The organism is Aureibaculum algae (assembly GCF_006065315.1).
Lineage (GTDB): Bacteria > Bacteroidota > Bacteroidia > Flavobacteriales > Flavobacteriaceae > Aureibaculum > Aureibaculum algae.
Genome location: NZ_CP040749.1, coordinates 4,586,829 through 4,613,415 on the forward strand (window position 1 = coordinate 4,586,829; position 26,587 = coordinate 4,613,415).

The 26,587-nt window shown below is 31.8% G+C and carries 22 protein-coding genes and 1 tRNA gene; 14 read left to right on the top strand and 9 right to left on the bottom strand.

The window, feature by feature from the left end:
• Window positions 1-39: 39 nt before the first annotated feature.
• The gene (locus FF125_RS19460; protein WP_138951588.1) at window positions 40-1,491 is read left to right on the top strand and encodes an oligosaccharide flippase family protein; all 1,452 of its coding nucleotides are present in this window, start codon (window positions 40-42) and stop codon (window positions 1,489-1,491) included.
• Window positions 1,488-1,919, top strand: coding sequence for a dUTP diphosphatase (gene dut / locus FF125_RS19465; RefSeq protein ID WP_138951590.1), 432 nt, complete (start codon window positions 1,488-1,490; stop codon window positions 1,917-1,919). Before FF125_RS19460 ends, dut begins: the two co-directional genes overlap by 4 nt.
• A gap of 76 nt (window positions 1,920-1,995) precedes the next feature.
• Here the strand turns inward: dut and FF125_RS19470 are convergent, their stop codons facing one another.
• The 6 genes from FF125_RS19470 to FF125_RS19495 all read right to left on the bottom strand — a co-directional run bounded on the left by FF125_RS19470 (window position 1,996) and on the right by FF125_RS19495 (window position 6,289).
• On the bottom strand, window positions 1,996-2,670 hold the full coding sequence (locus FF125_RS19470) for a LysE family translocator (RefSeq protein ID WP_138951591.1): 675 nt from the start codon (window positions 2,668-2,670) through the stop codon (window positions 1,996-1,998).
• An 84-nt stretch (window positions 2,671-2,754) separates the two neighbouring features.
• A complete protein-coding gene (locus tag FF125_RS19475; protein ID WP_138951593.1) occupies window positions 2,755-3,807 on the bottom strand; it encodes a ferredoxin--NADP reductase in 1,053 nt (350 codons plus the stop codon).
• A 58-nt stretch (window positions 3,808-3,865) separates the two neighbouring features.
• Entirely contained in the window at window positions 3,866-4,303 is a 438-nt protein-coding gene (locus tag FF125_RS19480) for a TPM domain-containing protein (protein WP_138951594.1), read from the bottom strand.
• A gap of 71 nt (window positions 4,304-4,374) precedes the next feature.
• Window positions 4,375-4,977 carry a LemA family protein gene (locus FF125_RS19485; protein ID WP_138951596.1) on the bottom strand — a complete coding sequence of 201 codons (603 nt, stop codon included), beginning with the start codon at window positions 4,975-4,977 and terminating at the stop codon, window positions 4,375-4,377.
• A gap of 11 nt (window positions 4,978-4,988) precedes the next feature.
• On the bottom strand, window positions 4,989-5,318 hold the full coding sequence (locus FF125_RS19490; protein WP_138951598.1) for a MerR family transcriptional regulator: 330 nt from the start codon (window positions 5,316-5,318) through the stop codon (window positions 4,989-4,991).
• Window positions 5,318-6,289 carry a M23 family metallopeptidase gene (locus tag FF125_RS19495; protein WP_138951600.1) on the bottom strand — a complete coding sequence of 324 codons (972 nt, stop codon included), beginning with the start codon at window positions 6,287-6,289 and terminating at the stop codon, window positions 5,318-5,320. Before FF125_RS19495 ends, FF125_RS19490 begins: the two co-directional genes overlap by 1 nt.
• A 122-nt stretch (window positions 6,290-6,411) precedes the next feature.
• Between FF125_RS19495 and alaS the strand changes: the two genes are divergently transcribed.
• Together alaS and FF125_RS19505 are read left to right on the top strand one after the other, a co-directional pair.
• Window positions 6,412-9,018 (top strand): alanine--tRNA ligase, encoded by a 2,607-nt coding sequence (gene alaS / locus FF125_RS19500; protein WP_138951602.1) that lies wholly within the window; start codon window positions 6,412-6,414, stop codon window positions 9,016-9,018.
• A 189-nt stretch (window positions 9,019-9,207) separates the two neighbouring features.
• Window positions 9,208-10,146, top strand: a complete 939-nt coding sequence (locus tag FF125_RS19505; protein ID WP_138951604.1) for a GSCFA domain-containing protein — start codon at window positions 9,208-9,210, stop codon at window positions 10,144-10,146.
• Window position 10,147: 1 nt separating this feature from the next.
• Here FF125_RS19505 and FF125_RS19510 read toward each other — a convergent pair whose 3' ends face one another.
• Both FF125_RS19510 and FF125_RS19515 read right to left on the bottom strand, forming a co-directional pair.
• Window positions 10,148-10,453 (bottom strand): rhodanese-like domain-containing protein, encoded by a 306-nt coding sequence (locus tag FF125_RS19510; protein ID WP_138951606.1) that lies wholly within the window; start codon window positions 10,451-10,453, stop codon window positions 10,148-10,150.
• 173 nt (window positions 10,454-10,626) lie between these two features.
• A complete protein-coding gene (locus FF125_RS19515) occupies window positions 10,627-12,810 on the bottom strand; it encodes a glutamine synthetase III family protein (RefSeq protein WP_138951607.1) in 2,184 nt (727 codons plus the stop codon).
• A gap of 233 nt (window positions 12,811-13,043) precedes the next feature.
• Here FF125_RS19515 and FF125_RS19520 point away from each other — a divergent pair, with 233 nt between their 5' ends.
• The gene (locus FF125_RS19520) at window positions 13,044-14,060 is read left to right on the top strand and encodes a glutamine synthetase beta-grasp domain-containing protein (RefSeq protein ID WP_138951609.1); all 1,017 of its coding nucleotides are present in this window, start codon (window positions 13,044-13,046) and stop codon (window positions 14,058-14,060) included.
• A 105-nt stretch (window positions 14,061-14,165) separates the two neighbouring features.
• Here the strand turns inward: FF125_RS19520 and FF125_RS19525 are convergent, their stop codons facing one another.
• Window positions 14,166-15,119 carry a calcium/sodium antiporter gene (locus FF125_RS19525; protein WP_138951611.1) on the bottom strand — a complete coding sequence of 318 codons (954 nt, stop codon included), beginning with the start codon at window positions 15,117-15,119 and terminating at the stop codon, window positions 14,166-14,168.
• A gap of 141 nt (window positions 15,120-15,260) precedes the next feature.
• Between FF125_RS19525 and FF125_RS19530 the strand changes: the two genes are divergently transcribed.
• The 9 genes from FF125_RS19530 to FF125_RS19565 all read left to right on the top strand — a co-directional run bounded on the left by FF125_RS19530 (window position 15,261) and on the right by FF125_RS19565 (window position 26,576).
• Entirely contained in the window at window positions 15,261-15,623 is a 363-nt protein-coding gene (locus FF125_RS19530; protein WP_138951613.1) for a BlaI/MecI/CopY family transcriptional regulator, read from the top strand.
• A 4-nt stretch (window positions 15,624-15,627) separates the two neighbouring features.
• Complete coding sequence (locus tag FF125_RS19535) at window positions 15,628-17,613, top strand: M56 family metallopeptidase (RefSeq protein WP_138951615.1); 1,986 nt, start codon at window positions 15,628-15,630, stop codon at window positions 17,611-17,613.
• 72 nt (window positions 17,614-17,685) lie between these two features.
• Window positions 17,686-17,844 (top strand): SsrA-binding protein, encoded by a 159-nt coding sequence (locus FF125_RS19540; RefSeq protein ID WP_138951617.1) that lies wholly within the window; start codon window positions 17,686-17,688, stop codon window positions 17,842-17,844.
• Between the two features lie 31 nt (window positions 17,845-17,875).
• Window positions 17,876-18,115, top strand: coding sequence for a putative signal transducing protein (locus tag FF125_RS19545; protein ID WP_138951619.1), 240 nt, complete (start codon window positions 17,876-17,878; stop codon window positions 18,113-18,115).
• 65 nt (window positions 18,116-18,180) lie between these two features.
• Window positions 18,181-18,254, top strand: a tRNA-Arg gene (locus tag FF125_RS19550).
• Between the two features lie 103 nt (window positions 18,255-18,357).
• A complete protein-coding gene (locus FF125_RS22185) occupies window positions 18,358-18,792 on the top strand; it encodes a hypothetical protein (RefSeq protein WP_250629634.1) in 435 nt (144 codons plus the stop codon).
• On the top strand, window positions 18,789-19,658 hold the full coding sequence (locus FF125_RS19555) for an IS3 family transposase (RefSeq protein WP_250629744.1): 870 nt from the start codon (window positions 18,789-18,791) through the stop codon (window positions 19,656-19,658). Before FF125_RS22185 ends, FF125_RS19555 begins: the two co-directional genes overlap by 4 nt.
• A 956-nt stretch (window positions 19,659-20,614) precedes the next feature.
• Entirely contained in the window at window positions 20,615-22,906 is a 2,292-nt protein-coding gene (locus tag FF125_RS19560) for a hypothetical protein (RefSeq protein ID WP_138951621.1), read from the top strand.
• A gap of 616 nt (window positions 22,907-23,522) precedes the next feature.
• The gene (locus tag FF125_RS19565) at window positions 23,523-26,576 is read left to right on the top strand and encodes a SusC/RagA family TonB-linked outer membrane protein (RefSeq protein WP_250629635.1); all 3,054 of its coding nucleotides are present in this window, start codon (window positions 23,523-23,525) and stop codon (window positions 26,574-26,576) included.
• Window positions 26,577-26,587 lie beyond the last annotated feature (11 nt).

The following is a 26,587-nucleotide window of genomic DNA, read 5'->3' on the forward strand; positions in this document are numbered from 1 at the left end:
TTTTTCTTTTATATTTGTATCTACAATAAAAAATTAAACTTGAGTTCGTTAAAACGATTTTTTAAAGACACCATTATATACGGAGTAGCTGCGGTTTTACCAAGAGCGATCAATATACTTTTAACAAAACTCCACACAGAAAAGTTAGAATCAGCTAAATTCGCCGAAAACACTTGGTATTTTGTTTTTGCAGCCTATTTTATTGCATTTTTAACTTTTGGTTTAGAAACTGCTTTTTTTAGATTCTTCTCAAAAGAGAAAGAAAAAGGTAAAATAGTTTCTACATCTTTCATTACTTTAATAGCTTCTACACTACTTTTTTTAGTTGTTCTATTGACTTTCAATAATCAACTATCCCAATTGTTAGGTTTTGACAACCCCTTACATCTAAAAATATTAACATTTGTTACCGCTTTTGACTTGCTAGTGGTTATTCCTTATGCTTATTTAAGGGTAACAAACAGGCCGATAAAATTTGCTTTTTATAGAATATCAAATATTATTATCTATGCCTTTTTTAATTTATTCTTTTTATGGTTTATACCTTATGCCATAAAAAACGGCATTAGCTTACCCTCATCAATTATAGAGTTCTATCAAAGCACACCTACAGTTGTCTTTATATTTATAGCCAACTTAATAGCTAGTTTTGTTACCTTCTTGATGTTATTACCGTCTATGTTCAAATTTGGATTTGGATTTGATAAAAAAATACTTTTAAGAATGTTAGCTTATGGCATACCAATAATGATTGGTGGCTTAGCATATACAACTAATGAGAATTTAGACAAATTATTATTAGGCGATATGATTGGTAAAGACCAAATGGGTATTTATGCTGCTTGTTACAAATTAGGAGTGTTTATGACCTTATACATTACGGCCTTTAAATTAGGTGCTGAACCCTACTTCTTTAATCAATCTGACAAGGCAAATTCGAAGCAGAATTATGCTAAAATATTAACGTGGTTTACGATTATTGGTGCCTTTTTCATGTTATTCGTTGTCGTATATATAGATTTTTTGGCAAGTTTTATAATTGCTGATGAATATTTTGGAGCACTAGCCATTGTTCCAATTATACTATTAGCCAATTTATTATTAGGAGTTTATAATAATCTATCAGTGTGGTACAAATTAACCGATAAAACAAAATACGGTATGTATTTTTCAGTGATTGGAGCTCTCATTACAATTGTTTTAAATTTAGTATTTATCCCAAAATATGGATTTATGGCTTCCGCTTGGGCAACATTAATTGCATATGGTAGTATGACACTACTTTCTTATTATTATGGTAAAAAATATTATCAAGTTCCATATAAAATAAAAAAAGTATTACTATACATTATACTTTCCTTTGGCTTATCCGTAGTATCATACTATCAGTTTAAGTCCAATTATTACATATCAACTATATTCGTTTTAGTATTTATTAGTTTTATTTACTTTAACGAAAAAAACGAAATTAAAACCATCTTCAGAAAATGATTGTAAAAATTATCAATAAGTCAAAGCATCCATTACCTAACTATGAAACTATTGCCTCCGCGGGAATGGATTTGAGAGCTAATATAGAAGAACCTATTACCCTAAAACCCTTAGAGAGAGCTATTGTAAAAACAGGACTTTTTATTGCTTTACCAATAGCTTATGAAGCTCAAGTAAGACCTAGAAGTGGTTTAGCTGCTAAAAACGGCATAACAGTTCTCAATGCTCCAGGTACAATTGACGCCGATTATCGTGGAGAAATTGGTGTTATTTTGATAAACCTATCAAATGAAGATTTTATTGTAAAAGATGGGGAACGTATCGCTCAACTCGTAATTGCACAATATACTCAGGCAAAATGGGAAAAGGTAGAAATTTTAGATGAAACCAAACGAGGAGCAGGAGGATTTGGTAGTACAGGTAAATAGACATTAGAACTTAATGAATAATGGAAGATTTTAAAATTATATCTTCAAACAATTTATTGAAATAATACGCTGAAGCTTATTCTGATATACTTTTCTCTATAACGCTATCAATTTGCTTCTTTGCTTTATCTGGCAACAAGGATTGTGCAGCAAGAAAAAGTCCAAATACCATTAATGCGATACCCATACCCCTTTTAATTTTTCTAATAACGATTGGAGTCAGCTTATTCTTTAATTGTTTGGCAAGTAAAATTTTCAGCAAATCAGTAATAAAATAAGCTAATAACACAGCCGCAAAATAAGTGAATATTCGAGAGTCGTCCATTTCTAATTGCGGACTCATAACTACAATCATTCCTAACCAAAATGCTAATACTCCAATATTAATAAAATTCAATAAAAATCCTTTAAAAAACAATCCAAAATAGTTGTTTTTTTCTACTACAACTAAGTCATCATCCGTTATAACAGGCTTTCTACGTTTAAAAAATATGAGGAGTCCATAAACAAATAAAATTCCTCCACCTAGTAAAAATAATCTAGGATCATCTTTGATTTTTTCTAATAAAGTACGACTTCCAAAATAAGAAAAATACAGAAAAATAATGTCTGCAATTATGACACCGATATCAAAAACCAACGCCGCTCTAAACCCCTTTGTTGCACTTGTTTCTAACAACACAAAGAAAACTGGGCCTATCATAAATGCAAGACCTATTCCAATGGGTATAGCATTTATAATATCATTCATAGGTTATATATGTTTAGCGTTTGCAACAAATTTATTTCTAACAATTTTAAATTTAATAATGCCTTTTAAAAATTCATTATAGATTTATACATCGTCATAATCAATGCTAATAGTAGCCGTTGTTGGATGTGCTTGACAAGTTAATATCAATCCTTCCTCAATTTCTCCATCGGTTAAGATAGCGTTTTTATCCATCACTGCCTTACCCTCGGTAACTTGTGCCAAACATGTACTGCAAATACCTCCTTGACATGAGTATGGAGCATCTAAACCTTTTTTCAATGCAACTTCTAAAATAGTTTTTCCTCTATCCATTTCAAAAGTATGCTCTTCATCATCTAACATTACTTTAACGATAGTTTTACCTTCAATATTGGCATCGCCAATTTTTTCATCAACATTTGTTGAAAATAATTCAAAATGGACATTTTTTTCTTTCACTCCCTTATCTAATAAATTTGACTTTATCAAATTTATCATAGGTTCCGGTCCACAAAGAAAATAATCATCGAAAGTAAGATCTTTACACTTATTATCTAAAACAAAGTTTAATACAGAAGTATCAATCCTTCCAAAAAGTGCATTTTCTTCTTTATGCTGACTGAATACATATTGTACTGTAAAACTAGTTGGGTATGAGGACTGAAGTGCGTCAATTTCTTGTTTAAAAATAACATCCTCTATCGATTTATTACCATAAACTAATACAAAATGACTTTCCTTTTCCGTTTCTAATACCGATTTTATCATAGATAAAACAGGTGTTATACCACTACCGGCTGCAAAAGCCATGTAATTTTTTTTATGCTTACTGTTCGGCATTAAGTCAAACCGACCTTCTGGTCTTGAAACTTCTAAAACATCACCAACGGCCAAATCATTTACAGCATATTTAGAAAACAGGCCATTATCAACCTTTTTAACAGCTATTTTAAGGATGTTACTCTGTAATGAAGAGCATATGGAATACGCCCGTCTTACTTCGTTATCGTTTAATACTTTTTTAATGGTTAAATATTGACCAGGAATAAACTTAAAACGTTCTTGTAGATCTTGAGGCACATCAAAAACTATGGAAACCGAATCTTTTGTTTCTTGCTGAATCTCTTTTACTGAGAGCTTATAAAATGTAGACATTAATTGCTTTTTTAAAGCTGTAAAGTTAGTAAAACCTCCTTAAAATATCGAATAATTACTAACTTAAAGATATAGAGTCTGGCAACTCATTTTTATCATCTTTTTGATACGGGAAATACTGTTTTAGTTTCGCCCCTGTCTCAAGGATTCCTTCTTTTAAACCTTCTGTATAACTACCCCTTTTAAAGGCCGTAATGACGTTATTTTTTACACTGTCCCAAAAATTATCTGGAACAGCGATATCAATACCTTTATCTCCTAAAATTGAAAATTTTCTATCGTCAACTGCAACATAAAAAAGCACTCCATTTTGTTGCTCTGTTTCATTCATTTTTAAAAAACGAAATACTTCTCTGGCTCTTTCTAAAGGTTCCTTATCAGTAGATTTCTCCAAGTGAACACGAATTTCACCTGAAGTATTTTGTTCCGCCAAGCGAATAGCTTCAATTATTTCTTGCTCTTCAGCTTTGGTTAAAAAATCTTCTACTTTAGACATAATTAAGGTACGCGTTTTAGTTCGCGGTGTTAAATAAACATTTTTTTAATTATTACTACTCCTAAATAAAATTACTCTTTCTTATCACCACTAAAATTAAAATCAACATCTGGAGCGTTTTCAGATCCAGCGTCTGATTTGAATAATGGTAGATGATTGAATCCAAAAACCTTTGCAAATAAATTCGTAGGAAATTTCTCTATATAATTTTTATATACTGTAGCGACTTCATTGAATCTATTTCTCTCTACATTAATTCTATTTTCAGTACCTTCTAATTGGCTTTGTAATTCTAAAAAATTCTGATTAGCCTTTAATTCTGGATAGCGTTCTACCACAACCATTAATTTACTTAACGCCCCTGAAAGTCCACTTTGTGCTTGTTGGAATTTAGCCATATTTTCTGGTGTTAAGTCACCAACGTTTATAGAGGTTTTTGTAGCTTCTGCCCTTGCTTTGATTACACCTTCTAAGGTGCTTTTTTCAAAATCAGCTGCACCTTGCACGGTTTTTACAATATTTGGTATTAAATCTGCTCTACGTTGATAAGCACTTTCTACATTTGCCCATTGCTTTTCAGCTGCATTTCTTTTTGGGATAATAGAGTTATAGGTATTTACACCTAAAAAGACTAAAACACCAATAATTATTACGGGAACTAACCATTTTTTCATTGTATAAATATTTAGAGTTGATTTTTAATTTTTAGAAGTTCTCCTTTGATGGATTCTAAACGAGCAATAATGTCGAAATTATCTTTTATTTCTTCAGGTTTCGATTTTAATTTTTTACGAGCACCATCTAATGTAAAACCTCTTTCTTTTACCAAATGATAAATCATTTGAATATTTTTAATATCATCAGGCGTAAACATTCTGTTACCCTTATTATTCTTTTTAGGCTTAATAACATCAAATTCCTTATCCCAAAAACGAATCAAGGAAGCATTTACATTAAATGCTGTGGCTACTTCGCCAATTTTATAATATCTTTTATCAGGTAAATTTATATCCATTAATCAAATGATTGTCCTTCTTGAGCAGCAATTTTTAACATTTCTTCAAACTCGTCAGGTGTTAAGTTACCATAATAGAAATTAATTGGATTGATTGGCTTTCCATTTTTATGCACTTCATAATGCAAATGTGGTCCTGAAGACCTACCTGTATTACCAACAAACCCAATAAGATCACCACGTTTAACTGTTTGACCTTGTTTTACATTGTATTTACTCAAGTGAGCGTAAATTGTTTTATAACCATACCCATGATCTATTTCAATATGCTCACCAAAACCAGAAGCTCTATTATCAGCCCTATAAATTTTTCCATTTCCAGAGGCATAAATTGGTGTACCTGTAGGTGCTGTAAAATCCATACCCTTATGCATTTTTCTCGCCTTTGTAAATGGATCTGAACGCCATCCATAGCCAGAAGCCATACGCGTTAAATCTTCATTATTAACAGGCTGAATTGCCGGAATTGAAGCCAATAATTTTTCCTTATCTTCAGCTAAATTAATTATTTCGTCTAAAGATTTTGATTGAATATAAAGTTGCTTTGAAAGAATATCCATTTTCTTACTAACATCAATTATCATTTCAGAATTTTCAAAACCCTCTAAAGATTTATATCTGTTCACTCCTCCAAATCCAGCTTTTCTTTGTTCATCTGGTATTGGGTTCGCTTCAAAATACAACCTATAAATATCATTATCTCTATGTTGGATACCATCTAAGACATTTTCAATTTGAGCCATCTTCTTATCCAACAATCCGTAACGTAATTTTAAATTTTCTAATTCACGCTTTTGGGCTTTTTCTTTGGGAGATTCTACAAACTGAAAGGAAATAAACATAAAGATTAAGCCAAAAGAAATTGCACCTAAAAAAAACACTAGGAATTTTTTAAATTTATCGCGTTTACGTAACACCACTTTTTTATAAGATAGTGTATCTGAATCGTAATAATATTTTACTTTAGCCATAGATTAAAATATGCTATTTTTGTAGCATTTAAAATGTACTTTAGAATTGCTTAACAAACAAAGTTACAAAATGTTTTGCAAATGAAAAGTACTTAATTTTTTTAGTTTATAATCAGTACAATATGACTTCACAAAAAATCAGACAACAATTTTTAGATTTTTTTAAAGATAAGCAACACAAAATAGTGCCATCGGCTCCTTTAGTTTTAAAGAATGATCCTACATTAATGTTTAACAATGCAGGTATGGTTCCTTTTAAAGAATATTTTTTAGGACAAAAAACGATAAAAAATAAAAGAATCGCTGACACCCAAAAATGTTTACGAGTATCAGGTAAACATAACGACCTAGAAGAAGTTGGTATTGACACCTATCACCACACCTTATTTGAGATGTTAGGCAATTGGAGTTTTGGTGATTATTTCAAAAAAGAGGCTATTGATTGGGCTTGGGAGTTATTAACGGAAGTCTATAAAATTGATAAATCAAAATTATATGTCACCGTTTTTGTAGGAGATAAGCAAGATCATTTAGATTTTGATCAAGAAGCTTATGATTTTTGGAAAAGTCACATTGATGAAGATAGAATTATCAATGGTAATAAAAAAGATAATTTTTGGGAAATGGGTGCTCAAGGCCCCTGTGGACCTTGCTCAGAAATACATGTAGATTTAAGAACTGAAGAAGAAAAAGCTAAAACTTCAGGTAAAGATTTAGTAAACAAAGATCACCCTCAAGTGGTTGAAATATGGAATCTGGTTTTTATGCAGTACAATAGAAAAGCAGACGGTTCCTTAGTCGATTTATCTGCAAAACATATTGATACAGGCATGGGGTTTGAACGTCTATGTATGGCATTACAAGGCGTAACTTCTAATTATGATACTGATGTTTTTACACCACTTATTAGCGAAGTAGAAACCATTACAAATCACAATTATGGTAAAGACAATGAAACAGATATTGCTATAAGAGTAATTGTTGACCATTTACGTGCTGTTGCTTTCTCAATCTCAGATGGCCAATTACCAAGTAATACTGGTGCAGGTTATGTAATTAGACGTATTTTACGTAGAGCAATTCGATATGGATTTACTTTTCTCGACCAAAAAGAACCGTTTATCTATAAGTTAACGAAAACCTTGTCCAATCAAATGGGCGACGTATTTCCTGAAATAAAAAATCAGGAAGTATTAATACACAACGTAATTAAAGAAGAAGAACATTCTTTTTTACGAGCGTTAGACCAAGGGCTGTTATTGTTAGATAGGATTATAGATAATACGAAAGACAAGAACATTTCTGGAGGAAAAGTTTTCGAACTGTATGATACGTATGGCTTCCCTTTTGATTTAACACAACTTATTGCAAAAGAAAAAGGATATACAGTTGATGAAGAAGGGTTCAATACACATATGCAAAAACAAAAAGAACGTTCTAAGGCAGCTTCCGCTGTGGAAACTTCTGATTGGAATGTTTTAGTTGAAGACGAAGAAGAGGAATTTATTGGATATGACAACTTGAATGCTAAGGTTAAAATTACCCAATACAGGAAAGTTATTACCAAAAAAGATGGCGAAATGTATCAATTGGTATTTAACATGACCCCTTTCTACCCAGAAGGTGGCGGTCAAGTTGGTGATAAAGGGCATCTTGAAATGAACAACGGTGACGTTATTTATGTTTTAGACACTAAAAAAGAGAACAATCTAATAGTTCATTACACAAAGCATTTACCAAAAAATACAACCGAAATATTTAACGCTGTAGTAAATAAAGAACAACGAAAATTGTCAGCTAGTAATCATACTGCGACACATTTGCTGCACCAAGCATTACGGAAAGTATTAGGAAATCATGTGGAACAAAAAGGCTCTTTAGTAAAACCGAAATCACTACGTTTTGATTTCTCTCATTTCGCAAAAGTTGAACCTCAACAACTTCAAGAAATTGAAGACTTTGTAAATGCTCGTATTCGAGAAAACTTACCATTGATTGAAAAACGCAACGTACCAATGCAAGAAGCTATTGACGAAGGTGCCATGGCTTTATTTGGCGAAAAGTATGGTGATAGTGTTAGAGCTATTAGATTCGGAAAATCTATTGAGCTGTGTGGTGGTACTCACGTTCAGCACACTGGCGAAATCTGGTATTTTAAAATAAAATCTGAAAGTGCTGTTGCCGCGGGCATTAGACGAATTGAAGCAATTACCAATACTGCTGTTGGTGATTACTTTGTAGAGATAGATGAGAATTATGAAGCTATAAAACATGTTTTAAAAAACCCGAAAGAACCTGTAAAGGCTATAGAAAACTTACAAGAGGAAAACGCTAATTTGAAAAAACAAATTGAAGGTTTTTTAAAAGATAAAGCCTCCAATCTAAAAGATGAATTAAAAGATAAAGTTCAACAAATAAATGGTGTAAACTTTATAAGTGCGGAAGTGAGTTTAGATGCCAATAGTGTAAAAGATTTGGCCTTTCAGTTAGGAGGTGAAATTAAAGACTTATTCTTTATTGCAGGATCCAATATTGATGGTAAAGCCATTTTAACTATTTATATTTCCAAAAACATTGCTAACGATAAGTTACATGCCGGAAACATTGTACGTGAATTGGGCAAACTAATACAAGGTGGCGGTGGGGGCCAAGCTTTCTTTGCAACAGCTGGCGGTAAAAACCCCTCTGGAATTAAAGAAGCGTTAGAGAAAGCAAAAGGATATTTGTAATTAAGTTGATGTATTTGCTAATCCTTAATTTGTTTAATTGATAAAACTATCATTTCGATAAAGGAAAAGCCTATCAAAATCATGGTGACAATTCGTAATATTGCTTGCACCTCGGAATGACAAAGATTAATGGAATTTCCGTATTAGAAATATTCAAGGCAATCTGTATTTTATTCTTAACACCAATCAATGAAACTAAAAACGGAAATACCTATTAAAAAACAACGCAACCCGATTACATATGATAGCAATATCATTCTAATTGGCTCGTGTTTTTCAGATAATATAGGTGAACAATTGAATTATTATAAGTTCAATACATCTGTAAACCCAAATGGTATTTTGTTTAATCCAGTTTCTATTGAAAATACGATAAAAGATGCGGTTAACAAGCGAGAATACACCAAAGATGATCTTGTTTTTCATGATGGTTTATGGCATAGTTTTAAGCACCATTCTAAGTTTTCAGAACCTGCACCTGATGTATCAAAAAAAAACAAAAATGTATTCGATTTTTATGAGGCTCTCAAATCAGCGACTCATATTTTTATTACACTTGGTACAGCTTGGGCCTATCGACATTTAGAATCAAATACCATTGTAGCAAACTGTCATAAAATACCACAAGTAGCATTTAAAAAAGAGTTGCTAACCGTTGCAGAAATTGAAAAAAGTTTGGTTTCATTACTTGAACAGGTAAAAACGGTAAACATAAAGGCTTCCGTCACCTTTACGGTAAGTCCTGTCCGTCATTTGAAGGATGGATTTATTGAAAATCAGCAAAGTAAAGCTCATTTGTTGACTGCCATTCACAACGTAATAAACAGCAATAATGTAGCCTATTTTCCAGCTTATGAAATAATGATGGATGATTTACGTGATTATCGTTTTTACAAACAAGATATGGTGCACCCTAATAAGCTGGCTATCAATTATATTTGGGAAAAATTTACAGACTCTTTTATGTCTGAGGACACTATTAAAATAATGTCTAAAGTAAATCAATTACAAAAAGACTTAGCACATAGGCCTATACATCCACAAAGTGAAAGCCATCAAAAATTTCTTGATGCTACTTCAAAAAAATTAAAAAGCTTTAAAGAAAACCACCCAAAGATTATTTTTTAATCTACATGTGTTTGTCCACGTTTTGCCAAGGACCACCATTAATACAATCTATACCGTGTTGTTTTAAAATACTTTCAGCACTTCCACTTCTTGCACCACTTCTACAACACGTAATTACCGGTTTATTTAAGGCTTTAATTTCATCTATATGATTTTGTATAGTATCTAAAACAATGTTCTTTGAACCTTCAACATGACCTTCACTGTATTCTGCAACCGTTCTCACATCAATAACCACTGCTCCTTTTTCAAGGTATTCTTCTATATTATTATTGCCTCCTGATCCAAATAAATTAAATAATCCCATATTTCTATTTTTAAGTTTAAGATTGCAAATGTAAGTATAAAATTGTTTTACATACTGTAACTCTTGTTACCAAAGTGATTAAAGTAATCAATTAAAATCTTGCATAATTTTTTTTAATAACATAATAAATCCCGCTCAAGGCGGGATTTATTGTACTAATTCTATTTAATTTCTTAACGTGTAAAAAGCATTTCTCTATACTTAGTTAAAGTCCAAAGTTCATCATCAATCATAATTTCTAATTTATCACAATGGTATCTTATGTCATCAAAATAAGGCTTAACCTTATTACAATAAGCTTCAGCAGCTTTTTGCCCTTCTAATTTGTTAGCTTTCTTACGCTCTTCAACCATTGCATTAATCTTAGAATTAATTTCCGATATATGCTCTGATATTTCTCTAATAAGTTTAATTTGCTCACCAGCTTCTTTTTTATAGTCCTGTTCAAAGATTTCTTTTAATCCTTTTACATTCTCTATTAACATATTTTGATATCTTACAGCTGTTGGTATTACATGATTTCTAGCAATATCACCCAACACTCTGCCCTCAATTTGAATATGCATTGTGTATTCTTCCAATTCTATTTCATGTCTTGCCTCTACCTCTACCTTACTCATTACCTCCATTTCTTCATACAGTGCTAATGTTTTTTTAGAGATTTGAGCTTTTAAAGCTTCTGGTGTTGTTTTATTATTACTTAGACCTCTTTTCTTAGCTTCTTTTTCCCATTCTACACCGTAACCATTTCCTTCAAATAAAATTTTCTTAGAAGATTTTATATATTCTCTTAACACATTAAATATAGCTTCGTCTTTCTTTAGATCTTTCTTTTTAATTAAAGCGTCAACCTCTATTTTAAAATCTTTTAATTGCTTGGCAACTATAGTATTTAAAACAGTCATTGGAATCGCACAATTGGCCGTAGAACCAACGGCTCTAAATTCAAATTTATTACCTGTAAAAGCAAAAGGGGAAGTTCTATTTCTATCTGTATTATCTAACAATACATCTGGAATTTTACCAACAACATTGAGTTTTAAATCTGTTTTTTCTTGAGGCGAAAGCTTACCATTGGTAACACCCTCTAACTCTTGTAATACTTTGGTCAATTGCTCTCCTATAAATACAGAAATAATTGCTGGTGGAGCTTCATTTGCACCTAACCTGTGGTCATTACTTGCAGAAGCAATTGCTGCTCTAAGCAATTCTTCATTATCATAAACCGCTTTTATGGTATTGATAAAGAAGGTTAAAAATTGTAAGTTACTCATTGGTGTTTTACCTGGACCCAATAAATTAATTCCAGTATCTGTAGATAAAGACCAGTTATTGTGTTTACCTGAACCGTTTACACCAGCAAATGGCTTTTCATGAAACAACACTTTTAACTGATGACGAGAAGCCACTTTACCCATAACGTCCATTAATAACGAATTATGATCAACTGCTAAATTAGACTCTTCATAAATAGGTGCCAATTCAAATTGATTTGGTGCAACTTCGTTGTGACGTGTTTTAACTGGAATACCTAACAACATACATTCCGTTTCCAAATCACGCATATAGTTTAGTGCTCTTGTTGGAATTGACCCAAAATAGTGATCATCTAATTGTTGCCCCTTAGCAGGAGAATGCCCTAACAGCGTACGACCTGTTAAAATAATATCCGGTCTTGAGGTAGCTAATGATTTATCAATTAAAAAATACTCTTGCTCCCACCCTAAAGAGGCAGTCACTTTTTTTACATTTTTATCAAAATATTTACAAACTGCAGTAGCTGATTTATCCACGGCCTGTAACGCTCTTAATAATGGTGTTTTATTATCTAAGGCTTCACCTGTATAAGCAACAAAGATAGTAGGAATAGAAAGTGTTGTACCAAAAATAAAGGCAGGAGAAGTAGGATCCCAAGCGGTATAACCTCTCGCTTCAAAAGTATTTCTAATACCACCATTAGGAAAACTAGAAGCATCTGGTTCTTGTTGAACAAGTTCAGAACCGCCAAATTTCTCAATAGCTAATCCGTTGCCAATAGTTTCAAAAAAGGCATCATGTTTCTCAGCAGTACCTCCAGTTAATGGTTGAAACCAGTGAGTATAATGCGTTACTCCTTTAGACAAAGCCCAATCTTTCATTGAAGAAGCTACTTGATCAGCAATTTTTCTATCTATTTTTGTACCCTCTTGAATAGCACTCATCACTCCATTATAGGCTTCTTTCGTCAAATACTGACGCATCGTAGTTTCATTAAAAACGTTTTCGCCAAATAACTTAGAACGTCTTATACTTTCATCAACTTCTACAGGTTTTCTGTTTAATGCTTCTTTTAAAGCATTGAATCTTAATATTGCCATGATATATAATTATTTAGTTTAAACAAAACTAGCGAATTTCACTGAAACTTATTATAAATATTTCTCAATTTTATAGGGATTTTTTTATATATTTTTAACCTACCCCCCTAAAAAAATCGGGGTATCTGTAAAAATATACTATTAATGTCGATTTTCAATCCGCAAATTTCCATAGTACTTTATAAATATTTATTTTTGTCTTAATATTTTAAAACTTAAAATACTTATAAATTATGGCAAAAATAAAATTAGAATACATTTGGTTGGATGGTTACTTTCCAACACAAAACATGAGAAGTAAAACCAAAGTAGAAGAACATGAAAATTTCAAAGGAACTCTTGAAGAAATAGGAAATTGGTCTTTTGATGGTTCATCTACTAAACAAGCTTCAGGTGGATCTTCTGACTGTATTTTAAAGCCAGTTGCAATTTACCCAGACCCAACACGTATTAACGGTTATTTAGTGATGAATGAGGTTATGAACGCTGATGGAACTCCTCATGAGTCTAATGCCCGTGCTACTATTAAAGATGATGATAATGATTTCTGGTTCGGATTTGAACAAGAATACTTTATTATGAATACGAGCACTGGATTACCTTTAGGTTTTCCAAGAGGTGGTTACCCAGCTCCACAAGGAATGTACTACTGTTCAGTTGGTGGATTACATACTCACGGACGTGATTTAGTTGAAGAGCACGCTAATTTATGTATCGATGCTGGCTTAAACTTTGAAGGTATTAACCAAGAAGTTGCCTCTGGACAATGGGAATACCAATTGTTTGCAAAAGGAGCTAAGAAAGCAGGAGATGAAATCTGGGTTTCTAGATATCTACTAGATCGTTTAACTGAGGGTAAAGGAATGTACATTGAGTACCATCCAAAACCATTAGGAGATACAGACTGGAATGGATCTGGAATGCACGCTAATTTTTCTAATTCAATCTTAAGGACTTGTGGTTCTAAAGATAAATATATTGAAATATGTGAAGCTTTCCGTCCACTTGTAAAAGAACATATTTCTATTTATGGAGAATTTAATGATCAACGTTTAACTGGTAAGCATGAGACAGCTTCAATCAACGATTTCTCTTGGGGAGTTTCAGATAGAGGTGCCTCTATTCGAATTCCAATTATCGTTGTAGAAAATGGATACAAAGGATGGTTAGAAGACCGTCGTCCATCTTCAAACGCTGACCCATACAAAGTTGCTGCAAGAATTATTGAAACGGTTAAACCAATAAAATAATTTATCTAACTTTTAGTTATAAAAAAAAACACCGCAATTGCGGTGTTTTTTTTGTATACAGACTTTTATACCTCAGACAACATCTCTCCAAAATGAGAATTATTTTTAGGAAGCAGCAAAGGAAAGGTAAATAAAAGTTAGATATATCAATAAAAGCACCAAGCCTTTATATCTAGAAATTTCCAATTTTTTGGGTATAAACACCAATGGTAATAACAACACTGCTATCGCTAACATCCAAACAATATCATTTGATAAAAGTGCCGTATCATTAACATGTATTGGTGTAATTATTGCAGTTAAGCCCAACACAGATGCTATGTTAAAAATATTAGAACCGATTAAATTTCCTATTGAAATTGCTTTTTCTTTTCGAAGAGCGGCTATTACTGAAGCGGCTAATTCAGGAACGCTTGTTCCTAAAGCGACCATACTAACACCTATTACTCTTTCACTTACACCTAATTTTGTTGCAATATCAACAGCCCCTTTCACTAACAATTCTGATCCAAAATACAATGCCGTACCTCCAATGAGTAACCATAAAACTATTTTGAATCCTGATGTTTCACTAAGTGATTCATCCACCTCTTCAACAGCAATATTTTTATTATCCTTTCTTGATAATTTAATCATAAAATAAATAAAAGCTATTAATGAAACGAACAAAATTCCACCTTCAATCTGGGTTAAAACGTTATCATTTATTAGAAAAAAGTAAAGTGCCAATGATGAAATAACCATCATTGGCCAATTCATTTTATAAAAATCTTTATCGACCGTTAAAGGGGAAATAATGGCAGTTATACCTAAAACTAAAGCTATATTGGCAATATTAGAACCGACCACATTACTTAAAGACAAATCTGGATGGCCATCTAAGGCTGCCTGTAAACTCACCAATAATTCTGGAGCAGATGTAGCAAAAGAAACGACGGTCATACCAATAACTAGTTTGGAGAGCTTCAATTTAAATGAAAGTCCTACCGAAGACCTTACCAAAAACTCACCACCAATTACTAATAAAATTAATCCTGCAATTAAATAAAAAATGCTCATAAATCTTGTTTCCGCAAATATACTATTTGATTTGATAAATTAAGTTGAATAATTAGTAAGTGGTTAAATAAATCTTAATTAACTACTTTTATAGTTATTTAACTAAAAAAATAGTTTATGTTTGTAGAAATATTTAGCTAAATGGACAAACTTACAACCAAAGAAGAAGAATTGATGCAAATTTTATGGAAGCTAAAAAAAGCTTTTGTCAAAGAACTCGTAGCTGAGATGCCTGAACCTAAACCCCATTACAATACGGTTTCTACGGTAATCCGAAAAATGGAAGAAAAAGGGTTTATTGCACATGAAGCTTTTGGTAACACACATAGGTATTATCCGAAAATATCAAAAGATAACTATAGAAAAGGTTATTTTTCTAATGCTATTGATAATTATTTTGGAAATTCTTATAAAAATGTGGTCTCCTTTTTTGCAAATGAAGAAAAAATTAGTGCTGATGAATTGCGAGAAATCATAAAAATTATTGAATCCAAAAAAGACTAACATTATGGACTACTTTTTAAAAGCTAATGGAATTGTTATTTTATGGATTGTATTTTATTACTTATTTCTTAAAAACGAAACCTTTTTTAATTCGATAAGATTGTATTTTTTGGTTGGATTGCTATTTGTACTTTCCATTCCCTTAATTGAAATTCCAATCTATATTGAAAAAACGGTTTCGAATATTAATTATTCTATAATAGAGGGTGCAACAATAATTAACACGCCTATTGAACAACCAATTGACTTGCTAGAACTGTTTACTGTTATTTACTTCGTTGGCGTTGCTTTTTTTACAATTAAATTTATGATACAGTTACTTTCTTTAGGCAAATTAATTTCAAGCCATAAAATAATTAATGACGGCAACTATAAATTGGTTGAAACAGGCAAGGATATCTCTCCATTTTCATTTTTTAAATATATCATTTACAACCCAAGCCAATTTACTAAAAACGAACTCAATCAGATTATTACACACGAAAAAACACACGCAAAGCAATGGCACTCCATTGATACTTTACTGACATATTTCTTACAAATTATTTTTTGGTTCAATCCTTTTGCATGGGGCTACAAAAACGCGACACAGCAAAATTTAGAGTTTTTGGCAGACACATCAGTAAGCGGACAAAGATTCAATTTAAAGCAATATCAATTTACTTTACTTAAAGCAAGTAGTACTTATCATTACGAAGCTATTACTAATAATTTTTACAACTCATTAATAAAAAAACGGATAGTTATGTTAAACAAATCAAAATCAAAAAGAATAAATTATTTAAAATATATCTTAGTCACACCTCTGTTGGCAGTTTTTCTATTTGCTTTTAATACCAAAACCATTGCACAAGAAAAAGATAAAAAACAATCTCAATGGACAGTTTCTGCAGGAGTAACTATTGATAAAAACACATCAGAATTAACACTTTCAGAAGTTAAAGATGTCTTCCAAAAACAAGAAGTTGAGTTTTCATACAAAACAAAACGGAACTCGGAAAATGAAATTAGAGCTATTGATATTACTCTTGAATCTATGAAAGAGAACACAATCATGAAAAGTTCGGCAAGTTTTGATAATGTTAATGAAGCCATTAAACCAATTCATATTATATATAATCAAAATTCAAATACGGTAAGCATTCAAAGTGAAGGAAAAACCAAATTAGGTACAATTAGCAGTACGAAATCTACAACACAAACAACAACGTCAGGCGGCCAAGATTCAGACAACTCTAAAAATTATTCTCTAACGGCGGTTAGAACAAACGATAATTATGAACAAAACAACCCAATAGACCCTTTATATATAGTTAACGGAAAAGAAATTTCTAAGGAAATGTCTGAAATAATTGACCCAGAAAAAATAGAGTCAGTTAATGTATTAAAAAATAGTAACGCCACCGAAAAATATGGAGAAAAAGGTAAAAATGGAGTTGTGGAAATAAATACCAAAACAAAAAATAATAGTACGATATCGTTACAAGGTAAAGACCCATTAATTATCCTAGATGGCACAGAGATTTCTAAAAAAGAAATGGACAATCTAAACACTAACAATATTGAAAGCATTAACGTATTGAAAGATAAGTCTGCTGAAACCCAGTATGGATCAAAGGGTAAAAATGGAGTAGTTGAAATTACTTCAAAAAGTAATTTCAACTCACAAGACAATAAAAGAAAAACAGTAATTGAAAATTCTGATAATAACCAAAACTACAACATAACCTTCGATGATGGATCAGATAAATCAGTATCAACAATTGATAATAAAGGTGAAAATATTCTTATAGAAGGAAGTGGTACTGTTGTACTAAACAAAAAAGACTCTCCATTGTTATTTGTTGGAAATAAAGAGATTACAAAATCTGAATTAGAAAAAATTAACCCAAGTTCTATAAAAAGTATAAATGTATTAAAGGGGAAGAATGCCAAAAAAAAATATGGGAAAAAAGCCAAAAATGGAGTAATTGAAATTACCTTAAAATAGGAATAACCCAAATTACTTCTTAATTATGAAGCTCTCTTATATAAGAGAGCTTTTTTTGTCTAATTTTGAATTATGAAAAAACTTATTTTCAAAATAGTTGCGAAATTGAACAAATTATTATTACCTAGTCTATCTAAAAAGGAGGTTGACTTGAGCAAAGCAAGTAAATTGCAATTAGCTTTAATTGGCTGGCGATATTATGTTACTAAAAACAGTTTAGATTCCAACTAAGTTTTTGTATCTTTATATAAAACTATATATCATGGACGACAATTCTAAACATATTAAATTTTTTACAGGCTCTTTAATTGAAATACAACGTTTACAATTAGACTTGGACGATCAAAAAATACCCTCATTGGTAAAAAATAATTTTCAATCAGGATTACGTTCTGGTTTTTATGGTGGTTCACCCTCTCAAGTACAATTATTTATCTATCAAGAAGATTTTGATAAGGCGAAACCTATTCTTGAAAGTTTCAAAAAAGATATGGGAATATAAATTTCTTACACTTATTCTTTTATTATCTTAAAAAAGGAATATATTTGCACTCCAAATAAAAAATTGGCCTCGTAGCATAACTGAATAATGCACTTGATTACGGCTCAAGAGATTACAGGTTTGAATCCTGTCGAGGTCACGAATAAATATTAAAATAAGAAAAAACGCCAAGTTCACTTGAGCGTTTTTTTGTTTATAATATGTCCCGTCCTGAAATAGCGATACACTAAAACTTTAGTGTAATGAAAACAATAGCAAAGACGGGTTACGTAAAGCGTAGCCAAAAAGATTATTCGCTTTCTTTCAAACTTCAATTGGTTGATGAAATTGAATCTGGCCAACTTAATAGATTAGATGCCCATCTTAAATATGGAATTCAAGCGAGATCTACAATCACACAATGGTTAAGAAAATATGGTACATTTGATTGGGAAAACCTATCCGTTACCACTATGACAAAGACACCAGAACAGAGGATTATCGAATTAGAAGCAAAAGTAAAACTTCTTGAGAAGCAAAAGGCACGAGCAGAACACTTAGCTGAGCGAGCAGATAAGAAAGTAATTATCTTCGATATGTTGGTAGATATGGCAGAGAAAGAATATGATATTCAAATAAGAAAAAACTACACGCCCGAGTTATCGAAAACTTCAAAGAAGAACACAAAGAAACAATAGTTTCTACCTGTAACTTACTTGGGCTTAATAGACAGGTTTATTATAGAGCACTTAAATCAAGAGCTTACAGACAATCTATTGCACAAAAGGTAATTGCTTTAGTGCGTGCAATCCGTAACGTGATGCCTAAACTAGGCACAAGAAAATTATATCACATACTCAAATCGGAGTTGTTGATATTGAATGTAGGAAGAGACAAACTATTTAGAATACTTAAAGCAAATCATATGCTTATAAAACCTAAAAGAAACTATCATATAACAACTGATTCTCATCATAGATTTAGAAAGCATAAAAATATTGTAAGTACTATGGAGATAAACAGACCAGAACAGATCTGGGTTAGTGACATTACCTATGTTGGAACAAGAAACAATCCATCGTACCTAGCATTGGTTACTGATGCTTATTCAAAAAAAATAGTTGGATATAATCTTTCTAATAGTCTTGCGGTAGAAGGCTCATTACAAGCCTTAGAGATGGCTCTAGAAAATAGACACTACAGAGAAAAGCCGCTAATCCATCACTCAGATAGAGGATTACAATACTGCTCTAATGACTATCAAGAATTGTTAGAGATTAATAATATAAAAGCTAGTATGACCGAAAAATATGATCCTTATGAAAATGCAATCGCAGAAAGAGTTAATGGTATATTAAAACAAGAATTCAGTATTGCTAAAAATATTGAAAATATTCATCTCAAGAGTAAATTAATTACTAATGCAATCAAAATATATAACAACCTTAGACCGCATTTATCAAACTATATGTTAACACCAACAGAAATGCACAAGCAAAATAAACTCAAAAGAAAACAGTATAAATCAAAAAAGCTTAACGATATTAGTGTCGTTAAGCTTTAAGTTATAAATTTAATCCTTTAATAATCTGTATCGGTTATTTAGGACTAGACAATATTTTCAAAGCGGAGCTCTGTAGGATCATGACCGCAGGGAGTAATCCTGTCGAGGTCACGAATAAATATTAAAATAAGAAAAAACGCCAAGTTCACTTGAGCGTTTTTTTGTTTATAATATTTTCAAAGCGGAGCTTTGTAAATCTAGACCACAGAGTGTAATCCTAAATAAACTCACAAACAGAAAATAAGAACACTATATCAAGTAAGCTTGAATTTATAAGTTCGGATTTTTGTTTTCAAAGCGGAGCTCTGTAGGATCATGACCGCAGGGAGTAATCCTGTCGAGGTCACTTTAAGTTAAAAACCCGTAATTTTTCAATTACAGGTTTTTTTATTTTGAAACTATTGAAATATGACTTCAAAATCAAAAAAATAAAAGCGATAATGCTTCGCGTTACAGTTTTATATTTATAACAGAGCGTTTATTGAGAGTCATGTTATAATCCTGTTAAGATCACAAAAGTAATATAATTGTAATTTTTCAAATACAGCTAATTATTAAGTAGAAGTCTTCTCTTTTTACTTGTATCAACAAAATTTATTAGTAAAAGTAATTTTTATTAAATTAAGAGTGATACCATATTCATACATGCCTCCTAATCAAGCAAATTCAATTAAAATTGAAAACTCTACTTTCCTTTTTTCACCCCTTCTAAAAAAATATATATTGCTATTTTACCTAAGAGAAGTTTTAACAACTTTGGCAGAAAAATTATCGAACTTGTTTTCGTATTTTTGATTTTAAGTTAAATATGAAGATAAATATATTTTTCTCAGAGATACTATTTTAAGATTAGGTTTAAATATTTTAAAGTACCTAAAATCATAAAAGAAATCTAAAAAATGATAAATACAATCATTTTTATTACACCTGATTAATACCATTTTCAATTAAAAAAGATGAGCCACATTTTGATAAAGAATAAAATTACCTCGCTCTTAACAGCAGTTTCCTTAGTCATTTTGAGTTGTACTAATGCTCCAATTAACTTCAAAACACAATATTTGGATATTAGCATTGACAATCATGGATTTATTTACAGCATAAAGGATATTACAAAAGAACATCCACGAGAATTAAGCCCACTAAACAAACCATCTCCATTATTGTCTTTGTATAATAGTAAATTAGATAGCATGTTAGAACCTATCAGTGCGGACTATATGGCATCTGATAAAATATTAAAACTTACCTATAGTAATAATTCTGTTGCAGAAATTAGTATTGAACCCAAGGACAAATATCTTAAATTCACACTTGCTTCTTTAACGGAACGGAATGATATTGAAGGGGTGCAATGGGGTGCAATTCACACCAATATTACCAATCTTTTTGGTGAGATTATTGGAGTTGCTCGTGATACTAGCGAAACTGTTAATTATTCCTTAGGTATGCTGGCACTTAATGACAATACCCTAGGAGGAAATTCTAAGACCATTGGCGATGCCGCACCTTTTCAATATATAATTCATTCTCCAGATTCTCTTCAATATCCTTTACCTGATGACTTGCATGAAGGTCAGGTTTTTACCTTAGGTGGAAATGGAATTAGTGATGTTGCTTTTTATGCTCACAAAGAGCCCTATTATAGAATTGTATATGGTAATACAGCGGAAGTTGATGATAAAGGAAGAATATCAATTGTATACAACTCTAGAGACAGAACAAAAAAAAGAGAAGTGTTTTTTTCATTGATTCCCAACATGCCTGCTAACATTCCAAATCATTTGGAGGTACAGCCACTGCCCGGTGTAGATTTTATCCAATCATCCGTTGCTTTATGGGGAAGTCCGGATAGCATAGCCTTAAAAGAAGTTATTCAGCATATTGTAAAAGCTGAAGATCTACCCTACCCCACAATAAATGGAAAATGGGTTAAAGATCCGGCAGCCTTTGTGCCTGATGTACTTACTAGCGGCGGATTGTACGATAGTATTATTTCCTACACTTCAAGGTTAGGTTTTAAAACCATTAGTTTGTACGACCAAGGCTTCATACGACCAGACCGTGGAAACGATGGATATTTAGATGGAAAGAATTTCGAAAAAAAACCTTTAAAATTAACTTCTGGCAACCTGTCACATAGAGAATTTTCAGATATGGCAGCAAAACAAGGAATTACTATTGGAAGAACCCCAATAACAAACGCCTTAGCTCCAGGCACCAAAGATGCAAGTCCCATTCCTAGCGACAGTTTACATGCTCAGCAAAAACGCCTATTAGTAAAAAGTATAAGCAAAACCGACACCATAATTATTGTAGATGATCCAAAGTATATGGAAGAGATTGGTAGTTGGGAAGGCCACGCTAAATCACTAAATATTATAAAAATTGGTAAGGAGCTTATTCATTACTTGGGTGTTTCTGAAGAAGAACCCTTTCGCCTTTTAAACGTTGAACGTGGTTATTGGAAAACCACACCTACAACACATGAAACCAACGATACCATTTACAAACTGCAAGTAACCATTAATTATGGTTATGATGGATTAATTCCAAATATGGAACTCCAAGATTTAATTGCTGAATACTATGCAGATGTGGCTTATATAAATGGTTTGGGCTATTACGATTTTGATGGACAAGAATTTTTATTTAATAACGGTCATGGCTATTATTCGGCAAAACGTTTTTTTAGAAAAATGTTTGAGAAAGCTGATGAGTACGGTATTCCGTCCATCCGATTTACAGGAGCCACATTGTCCGAAGGGTCTTGGCATTATCAAAGTATTTGGAATGTAGGAGGAGGAAAAAATCTCTATGATCTAGAAACTAGAGAATGGGGAAGTACCACGAGCCAAGGCAAAGATCTTAGAGATGTTACCTATGCCAATTATTTTCCAGTTGGAGTTGGAGGTAATTTCCCAATCACTGCCACTTCTACTGTAGAACAATATGAGCATATTCAAGCTATTTCAGTGGGAATTGGAATGACTTATAGTTTACGTTTAAATCAGAAAGATGTGGAAAGCTGTCCTCAAAAAGATGCCATATTCAAGGTGATTAGAACTTGGGAAAATGCAAGAGCAGCAAACGCATTTCCTCGTAATATTAAAAAACTACTTGTAAAACCCGAAAGGGATTGGCATTTAGAGCAAACTGATAAAAATAATTGGAAACTATATCCCATAATTAATAATATGAGAAAATCTGCTATAGAATTAACACGAGATATTGCAGGTGGCTATTAATAGTTGGATATAAAAGTTTACATTTAAATTTAAAAATTCTAAATACTTCAGCTATTAATGAAGCATCTTCATTCATTGTAATTAACGCTCCATCTTTAGGTTATTAACCAATATTTCATTTCCAAATTTTCATCCTCAAATACAGTTAACTTAATACGATTGATTCTAAAAAATCTAAAATGCATCGCGATAATTGTATTTATTAAAATTAAAACCAAACTAGATAAAAACAACCCTGGACTCTTATTGCTTAATTATTAAGCTTATACAAACTGTATATAAAACAAGTTAAGATATTTTGTTGCCCTAATCTTTCTTTTCTCAACGATTAACCTTTTTAAATTGGTATACAAAATAAATATTGAAATTATTTTGTATTACTAATTAAAAAGAATATATTTGGCAAACCAATTTGGTAAACCAATCTGGCAAACCAATTTTAGTTCTTTGCAATTTTAATGACACTATTAAAAAACTAATCTATTTAAAAGGTTAATGTATACCTAATGTAAAGCCACAATATTATTTTGATTTGGAACAACCTTCAAACTAAAAAATACTTTACAATAAATGCATTATTTAAAAATTATAAAATACTAACTTAAGTTAAATAATTATGATGAAAAACAAAGTAAAATTAGTGAGGGCTTACTTTTTAACATTCCTGCTTTTTACAGCAGCAATGGCAAATGCCCAACAAAAAAGTGTTACTGGTAAGGTAACCGCCGGTGATGACGGAATGCCTTTACCAGGAGTTAATATTTCCGTGAAAGGAAGTACAACTGGAACTTCAACAGATTTTGATGGTATATATACAATAGACGTACCGGGTGATGATGCAGTACTTATTTATAGCTTTATTGGTTTTGTAAGCCAAGAAGTACCTGTTGGTGCTAAAAATGAAATTAACGTTATTTTACAAACAGATGCAAATGATTTAGAAGAAGTTGTAGTTGTTGGATATGGTACTCGTAAAAAAAGTGACATAACAGGAGCTGTATCTTCAGTGAAGTCTGAAGAATTAACAGCTTTTCCTGTAGCAAGTGCAGAACAAGCACTTCAAGGTCGTGCTGCTGGTGTAGTTGTACAATCTAATAATGGTGGTGAGCCTGGAGCTCCTATCAACATAAAAATTAGAGGAAACACTTCTATTAATGCAAGTAGTTCTCCTCTTATTGTTGTAGACGGTTTTGTTGGTGCATCGATGCCACAAGCGAACGACATTGAATCTATGGAAGTATTGAAAGATGCATCTGCAACTGCCATATATGGTTCTAGAGGTTCAAATGGTGTTGTATTAGTTACTACTAAAAAAGGTAAAAGCGGTAGATTAAATGTTGAGTTTAACACTACTTATGCTATTCAAAATACTTCAAACAGTTTAGACTTATTAAATGCAAATGAATTTGCAGATTATCAAAATCAAATAAGAACTAATAATGGTGTTTCTTCTAGTTACCCACAAGGTACTGCTGACACTGATTGGCAAGACTTAATTTATACAACGGGTAGTACTCAAAACCATCAACTTTCATTTTCAGGTGGTAGTGATAAAATAAACTTTTACGCTTCTACAAATTATTTTAAACAAGATGGTATTATAATTAATTCTGATTATACCAAATTATCATTCTTATCAAATATTGATGCACAAGTTACAGATAAGTTAAAACTAGGTATGAATCTTTCAGGCAACAGAGCAACGAAAAATGGAGCTTCTACGAAATCTGATGGTTCTGTATCTGCGGGTGGAGATGATATCATTACGTTAGCAATGAGATATGCACCAGACCAACCAGTTTATAATGATGATGGTAGTTATAACTTTGGTAATACTGTAGGAGATCCAGTTGATAATCCATATGCTATTGCTAAAGAAAGAATAGACGAAACTAAAGCAGATAACTTTAGAGCGAATTTTTATGCAAATTATGATATTATAGAAAATCTTACTTTTAAGACTACATTTGGCTTTAGTACAGATAATCAAACTAATGGAATTTACTTACCAAGAGTATTGACACAGACTGCAGGAGGAGACGGCGGAAGAGCTATAGTTGAAACTGATAAAAAAACGAGTGTATTGAGTGAAAACTACTTGACCTATAATACAGAGTTAGGAAAAGGAAATTTAACTTTATTAGCTGGTTACTCTTATCAAAAAACTGTTTCAGAAAATTTTTATTCAGAAGCAACAGGGTTTATTACAGATGCTTTTTCTTACTACGGTCTAGGTTCTGCTACAAATGTATTACAACCTGATTCTTCAATTTCAACAGTAGAAATTCAATCTCAATTCGGTAGGGTTAACTATGATTATGATGATAAATATTTACTAACAGCTACTGTAAGAAGAGATGGAGCTTCTAATTTTGCAGCTAATGAAAAATATGCAATCTTCCCTTCAGCAGCTTTAGGTTGGAAAATGTCGAATGAAAACTTTTTAAAAGATAGTGAAACTATTTCTAATTTAAAATTAAGAGCTAGTTATGGTGTTACAGGTAACCCATCTATCGGTGCTTACGAATCTTTAGCTAGATTTGAAACACTTTATGCTTCTAGCAATGGTGAAACAGTATCAGCTATTACTCCAGAGCAACCTGAAAACCCAGATTTAAAATGGGAATCTTCTTACCAAACGAATTTAGGTATAGACTTAGGTTTATTAAATAACAGAATTACACTTTCGTTAGATTATTATAATATTGACACTAAAGATTTAATTTTAACAGACAATAGTATAACTGAATATTTAGGATATACAGGTGATGATATTTTAGCAAATGTAGGTCAGATTAATAATAAAGGATTTGAAATTGCCTTAAGCACTAGAAATATAGCTACTGATAATTTTAGATGGACTACAGATTTTAATTGGGCAACTAATAAAAACGAAGTGGTAAAATTAGTTAACAATGCAGATTTATTTTACAATGCTGCTCCAAGTTATTTTAGCCATGACAGAAGTTATGTTTTAAGAGTTGGTGAAGAAGTTGGACTTTTCTGGGGGTATGACTACGCAGGTGTTTTTCAAGGTGGATCATTACCAGCAGGCACAGCTACCTTATCAGGTGGTGTAGCAGGTGACCCATTATTTAAAGATATTGATAATAGTGGTGACATTACTGAAGCTGATAGAACAACTATTGGTAACCCTAATGCTGACTACACTTTTGGTATCACAAATAACTTTACGTATAAAAACTTTGATTTAAGTATCTTTTTCCAAGGTTCACAAGGTGGAGATATTTTTAACATGACTAATGTACAGTTGACTAACGGAGATGCAAATACGACTAGAGACTATTTTAATAGTGCATGGACATCTTCTAATACTGACACTAATACTCCTCGCGTTGGAAATAATAGTAATAGAGAAATTTCTTCTCGATTTGTTGAGGACGGAAGTTATGTTAGATTAAAAAATATAGCAGTAGGTTATAATTTACCTTCAGATGTTATAGAAAAATTAGGAATGGAAAATATAAGATTGTCTTTCAGTGCACAAAACTTATTGACTTTCACAAATTATTCAGGCTTAGACCCAGAAGTGAGCTACTTTGGTAGAGGTGGAAATAACAACACATCGCAGAATACGGCTCAAGGGTTTGATTTTGGGAATTATCCAACAGTTAAGTCTTTTAATTTTAGTCTTAATATTAAATTTTAATTATAACTCAA